Source organism: Candidatus Woesearchaeota archaeon, assembly GCA_003695435.1.
Classification (GTDB): domain Archaea; phylum Nanobdellota; class Nanobdellia; order Woesearchaeales; family UBA11576; genus J101.
Genome location: RFJL01000070.1, coordinates 1 through 5,784, shown reverse-complemented (window position 1 = coordinate 5,784; position 5,784 = coordinate 1). Strand labels below are relative to the sequence as shown.

Genomic DNA, 5,784 nt, shown 5'->3' with positions numbered 1-5,784 from the left:
CCTTCAACGCCTTGTTTTGCTGCTTGATCAATTAAGGATTGTACTTTGCGTTCTAATCGATGGGATACTCCCATGAGTTTGCAAAGCGGATGAAACCGTTGTGTTGAACATCTCTTGGGACTTCCGGACGCTGAGATGTCAAGGGAATGCGCTAGTATGTACTGATAGAGTTCGCTATCTACTCTGTGTGTTTTAATGTAGTCTTCAAGGGTCGTTTCTGGAAGAACCGCTACGCCAATAAGCTGTGGTGGTTGTGTTCCAAATTTTTGAGCACCCCTTTCTATACCTTCTCTTGCTGAGCTGATCATGGCATCTCCTCCTGTAAGGTGAATGCTGCAAAGGGAGAGATCATATGCTGATAGAGAGTACAGAACATTTCTTAGTGTTGTTGGACTCTCATGCAATTTCAAGTCAAGAAACACAGAGCATCCTTCGTCTTGAAGAACACTAAGAATGCTTGGGCCGAGGTGAGTATAGCTTTGTATGCCCACATGCACCCCTATGCGAACCGAGTTTGAAGGCGTAATGTATTTGAGTTCAGAGATTGTTTGAAGAGCTTCCTCTTTTGTCGTGGATCCTTCAATGCTTTGCCACAGCGTAAAGGACGCAACAGGTTCTTGATATTGTTGACGAGTCATTGTTTCTTAGTTGGCGGAGTCTTGAACTTTAAAATGATTGCCTTTACTTGCTTTTAGCAATTGCTTTTAACTACATTTCACTAATTTCCTACTTTTTCACCCGTGAGTTTCCACTCTTTGAACAATGCGCAGCAACACAATACTCCATAATAACAGCATGAAAAGGAGTTGTGAACACAGTCTTATTGATTTCTTGCTAGAGTTGTACCTAAAAGATGCAATAATACCACATTCGCCCTCGGTAGTGTTCTTTTGCACTCGTTTTTCTCACAAGATTTTTTAAAATAAAAAAAATCTGGGAACTCTATGACGGCAATACCTGTAGAAGAGCTCAAAGGATGCTAAACCGCACTTATCACGCCAATGGATGAGTGTGGCGACATCGATTATGATAAGCTTGACAAACTCATAGAAGATCAAATAGCTGCAGGTGTCGCTGGCGTTCTTGCCTGCGGTACAACCGCTCAAAGCGCGACGCTCTCACTAGAAGAACACGTTCAACTCGCAAAGCACATTCACTCGCGCGTAAGTGGAAGATGTCAGTACATTGCAAGTGCTGGTTCTAACAATACGCGAGAAGCACTCTTCCTCACTGAAGCAATTTTTGATCAAATAGGCCCTGCTACCTTCTTACATGTTACGGGATATTATAACAACCCACCTCAAGAAGGACTCATCGCACACTATGAAAGTATTGCTGGCCTTTGCGCAGATCTTGAAAGTAACGTTATCCTCTACAACGTTCCTGGACGTACAAATAGCGAGCTTGAACCTGAAACCATTATTCGCTTAAGCGAACACGAAGCAATTATTGGTCTTAAAGAAGCAAGAGGAGCTGATGAATCCGCAGTTGTGAAAACTGCAGAGGTGATTGAGGGAACCAATCCGGAAAAGTTCAGAGTTCTTTCAGGCGAGGATGATCTTGTAGCTTGGATGATGAATCCCTCTTCCTTTAAGGGAGGCAATCACGCATATGGCGTAATTAGCGCTACAGCAAATGTCGCACCTCTGCTGATGAAGAATATTTGTACAGCAGCCCTTCGAGGAGAGCACGATCTTGCATTTGAATTTCAGGAATACGCACATGATATTATCAACGCGGTTTTCTGTGCTAAAAACCCCATTCCTCTTGCGCACATGTTTAACACGCAGTTAAGAAAACCTCTTGTAAGGCTTGATTCTATCCAAGATACCTGTGATGAAGCACTCTCAAAATACCCTGTCCAAGATCTTGGAATTGATATCGCGAAGTACCGATAACATTAAATAAACGGTAAACACTCTTTCTTTCATGAATGTACTTGTACTTCTTCGTCACGGAGAGTCTACCTGGAACAAAGAAAACCGCTTTACTGGTTGGACAGATGTTCCCCTTACTAAAAAAGGCGAGGAAGAAGCTCGCCATGCAGGAAGAATTCTCAAAGAAAACGGATTTACCTTTGATGTGGTATTTACGTCATTTCTCAAACGTGCAATACAAACTGCTCAAATCGTTCTTGATGAAATGAACCTCTCTCCTCTTATCGTCAAAACCTGGCGTCTTAATGAGAAACATTATGGCGCATTGCAAGGTCTTAACAAAAAAGAAACCGCTGAAAAAGAAGGGGAAGAACAAGTATTCAAATGGAGACGCGTCTATGATTGCAGACCGCCTGCTCTTGATAAAGATGATCCAAGACATCCCATTCACGACAAACTTTACGAGCACGTGGACCCTGCATTGCTTCCCTCCACAGAGAGTCTTGAAGACTGTGTTAAGAGAACTATTCCCTTTTGGGAGACGCACATTGCTCCTGCAATTATAAGTGGTCAACGCGTTTTGATAGTTGCCCACGGGAATAGTCTTCGAGCTTTGATTAAGCATCTTGAAGCAATTTCAGACAAAGATATTGCACAAGTAAACATACCAACAGGAATTCCTTTAGTCTATGAACTTGACGAGAATCTCAACCCTACTCGTAAATATTACCTTGCAGATGAGGAAGAGGTGAAAAAACGTCAAGAAGAGATGGTTAAACAAGGGAAAGCGTAGCTGATTGTTCTAATTTCTTTAGTTTCTCAAGGTACTGTTGTGCTTTTTCAAGCACTGAACTCTTAAGTTCTTCATCAAAGGCGAGGTTGTTCACTTCTTGTTCAAGAGATATTGTAGGGATGTTTAAAAAATTGCCTTTGAGCTTGCGTCCTCCTTTTGCACATTCTTGAACAAGTTTCTGTGCGAAAGGTTGTGCAAAATCAGAGAATATCATGAAGCGAGAAAACGCGTTTATTCCCGCGTCGAGAAGGAGGTGAAAATCATCTATGCGTTCATGCACAAGAGCGACTTTAATTTTAAGATGTGGGTGTGCGATGCGCAACTTTGCAGCCCACCACGCCATGTAGTACATATCAGGAGGGGGAACTTGTGCAAAAATCGTATTTTCTTGTGGTTTCAAAAAGCATAGCTGTACGGTGTCAATGTTGTATTCTTCTACTTTTGCTATGACTTCATCGACATCCCCCATCTGCTCACCCATTCCAAGAATAATCGTAATTATTTTTTTGAGTTTGAACTCTTCAAGATATTCAAGAAATTGTAGTAACTGTCTAAGAGGCTTTGAAGGGCAAATAAAGTTGTGTAATTCTTCGTTAAATGATTCTATTGCAGAACCCATACCCGTAATGTAAGATGATAATTTTTCAACTTCGCTTCGGGAAAATGGTCCGAAGTTCATCATAATTTTATGTCCAAGGATCATTTCAAGTTTTCGAGAGAGATCAATAAGCTCGTCGGTGGATTCAACACGTAGCCCTCCTGTGATATAGCCTACCTTCCACCCCATGAGTTTGCAAATAAGCGCTTCTGCGAGGATTGAAGCCTGCGAGCGTTTTGCAGTTGTTTGTGATCCTGGTGTGTGTTTTGGCTTTGTTGAGAGATAACAATACTTGCAGTCAGCAATGCCACAAGTCCAATTGATGAAAATTGATCGTTCAAAATGGATGTGCGGCGAGTGATGTGTTTTGAAAACGTCTTTTGCTTGACCTAGAAGTTGCTTGAGCCGTTCCTTGTCTACAATGTGCTCTTTGTTGTTGCGCTCAATAATTTCTTGAGGGGTCATTAGTCTATCAAGCACCAGCTGATTTAAAAGAGTATCTTTCGAGTATTCTAAGAGAGCGTATGTTGAAACATGCAACTCCTCAAGATAGTATGATGAAAGTATTTGGTAAGAAAGAAACTGTTTAAGTCAAGAACGGCCCTTCTTTAACTGACCTGTTTGCATAGGATGATGAAAACATTACATCAGCGTTATCCAGTAGTTATCCTCGACGCGTATGTCTAGATCTTTTTGCTTTTGTTCAAGAAATAGGAGAAGTTTATCAAGAACAGGGTGTCCTCCTGCTCCTAGTCGTACACGTGAACAACCCTTTTCTCGTGCAACAGCAATAACGTCTTCTTGAACTCTTCGTGTGTATCCGTTTCCACGAAGTGCTGCAGGTGTGTGAATGGAAAAAATATGAAGAGACTTATCTGCTTTTATTTGAAATGTTGTGGACGAGAGGACTTGGTTGTTAAGAAGTACGACTGAGTCATACCCTTTTGGAAAAAAATACCTTTTCTTTGCTTGTTCAAAAAGCGGACCACGAATAAACGGGACACGAAAAAGGTACTTTGCAGGTCCAATGTGTTCTGCAAACTCTGAATTCGGGTCAGGATAACCAAGACGCTTTGCAAAATACTCGCCACAAAGTTTTGCGTCAAGTCCTTGTGCCTGCGAGAGTAGTACACTGTGAAAGTTATCACTCATAGAAAACCTTTTTCATCACAAGCAGTATATAAAAGTAACTCAGCGCTGTGATGTGACCTCTAAGAAGTGTGCATGACCTTATGATCTTCTTGAATTTTTGCATACCCCAATTCTTCTACGCATTAGTTCAAGTCCTTGAGAGAGTTTTTGATGCCAGGGTTGCGTTTTTGCGTGTCTTGTTCACACTCATTTTATGCATCCTTTGGAGCTATTTGAATCCATGCTTCTTATTCCGACGAGAATTTCTTCTTAAAAAACGCAGCTCTTCCCGAACCTACCTTATACAGCTTGTACCTCAGAGGGTTCTTCTTGTGATATTCTTGGTGGTACTCTTCTGCTGCGTAAAAGTTTTTGTAAGGTTCTATTTTCGTCGCTATTCTCTTGCCTAGTCTCTTCTCCCACTCCTTTTTGGATCTCTCTGCCTTTCTTTTCTGCTCATCATCATGGTAGAATATTGCTGTGGTGTATTGAAATCCTCTATCGTTGAATTGACCTTCTTCATCAAGAGGATCTATTGATCGCCAATACACATCAAGAAGCCCTTCATAAGAAATTTGTTTGGGGTCATAGGTTATTTGTATTGCTTCTCGATGTCCTGTAGTTCCTGTTGAAACTTCTTCATATGTTGGATGCTCAACGGTTCCTCCAGCATAGCCGGAAACTACGCTTAGAACTCCTGGCTTTTCACTATACGCTTCAGCAGTGCACCAAAAACATCCGCCTGCAAACGTTGCTAACATGAAAGAAAAGATTTTACTCCCATGCAAGTGTCACGGGGCTTGTCGGTGCTACATCATCGCTATCCCTGTAAGCAACATTAAGCGCTACGCGTACTTCGTTTTTTCCATCTGGCTGGACAACTTCCATGCGTATCAGTTTCTCATCGCCCGGCCAAATGTTAAATGCGTGTTTTGGATAGCTTCTTGAGAGTCTTAATGGTTCTTTGGTGTCTACGTCATAGATGAACACGTTTTCTACGTGAGCTACGTCAAGTCCCGTATTCTTAATCACGTAGAAGACGTCAATTGGTTCTCCTACAGGTGCTACAATTTTTCCTTGTTGTTCTACGAGGAGTTGTGCTTCAAGTTCGGGTTTTGCAAGGAGTAAATAGAGACCTAGAACAACAACAAGCACCCAGAACACGTAGCCTGAGAGATGAACTGTTTTTTTTATTTTCTTGCGCATGAGTATTTTACCTGATGGGGCGTATTTAAAAATAATCTACGGCGTGTCGTACGTTCCAATCCCGGGACGGCGGGCTTTGAAAAAAGAACGTCCGGACCGGGATTTGAACCCGGGTCTCGGCCTCCGCAGGGCCGAATTATATCCAAGCTAAACCATCCGGACTTGTGTTTTGAAGCCTT

7 protein-coding genes and 1 tRNA gene are annotated in these 5,784 nt (G+C 42.0%); 2 read left to right on the top strand and 6 right to left on the bottom strand.

Going from position 1 to position 5,784, the window contains the following annotated elements:
• Positions 1–638: hypothetical protein (locus tag D6774_05025; protein RME77271.1), on the bottom strand; the 638-nt coding region annotated here is incomplete at its 3' end.
• A 363-nt stretch (positions 639–1,001) separates the two neighbouring features.
• On the opposite strand from D6774_05025, the gene D6774_05020 reads away from it, so the two are divergent.
• Both D6774_05020 and D6774_05015 read left to right on the top strand, forming a co-directional pair.
• Positions 1,002–1,898, top strand: coding sequence for a 4-hydroxy-tetrahydrodipicolinate synthase (locus D6774_05020; protein RME77270.1), 897 nt, complete (start codon positions 1,002–1,004; stop codon positions 1,896–1,898).
• A gap of 31 nt (positions 1,899–1,929) precedes the next feature.
• Complete coding sequence (locus D6774_05015) at positions 1,930–2,670, top strand: 2,3-diphosphoglycerate-dependent phosphoglycerate mutase (protein RME77269.1); 741 nt, start codon at positions 1,930–1,932, stop codon at positions 2,668–2,670.
• Here D6774_05015 and D6774_05010 read toward each other — a convergent pair.
• The 5 genes from D6774_05010 to D6774_04990 all read right to left on the bottom strand — a co-directional run bounded on the left by D6774_05010 (position 2,651) and on the right by D6774_04990 (position 5,767).
• Positions 2,651–3,733, bottom strand: a complete 1,083-nt coding sequence (locus D6774_05010; GenBank protein RME77268.1) for a radical SAM protein — start codon at positions 3,731–3,733, stop codon at positions 2,651–2,653. The genes D6774_05015 and D6774_05010 overlap by 20 nt on opposite strands.
• A gap of 177 nt (positions 3,734–3,910) precedes the next feature.
• Complete coding sequence (locus D6774_05005; protein RME77267.1) at positions 3,911–4,420, bottom strand: hypothetical protein; 510 nt, start codon at positions 4,418–4,420, stop codon at positions 3,911–3,913.
• A 227-nt stretch (positions 4,421–4,647) separates the two neighbouring features.
• A complete protein-coding gene (gene msrA, locus D6774_05000) occupies positions 4,648–5,160 on the bottom strand; it encodes a peptide-methionine (S)-S-oxide reductase (GenBank protein ID RME77266.1) in 513 nt (170 codons plus the stop codon).
• 13 nt (positions 5,161–5,173) lie between these two features.
• Positions 5,174–5,605: a hypothetical protein gene (locus D6774_04995; GenBank protein ID RME77265.1), complete on the bottom strand. Its 432-nt coding sequence runs from the start codon at positions 5,603–5,605 to the stop codon at positions 5,174–5,176.
• A gap of 88 nt (positions 5,606–5,693) precedes the next feature.
• Positions 5,694–5,767, bottom strand: a tRNA-Arg gene (locus tag D6774_04990).
• Positions 5,768–5,784 lie beyond the last annotated feature (17 nt).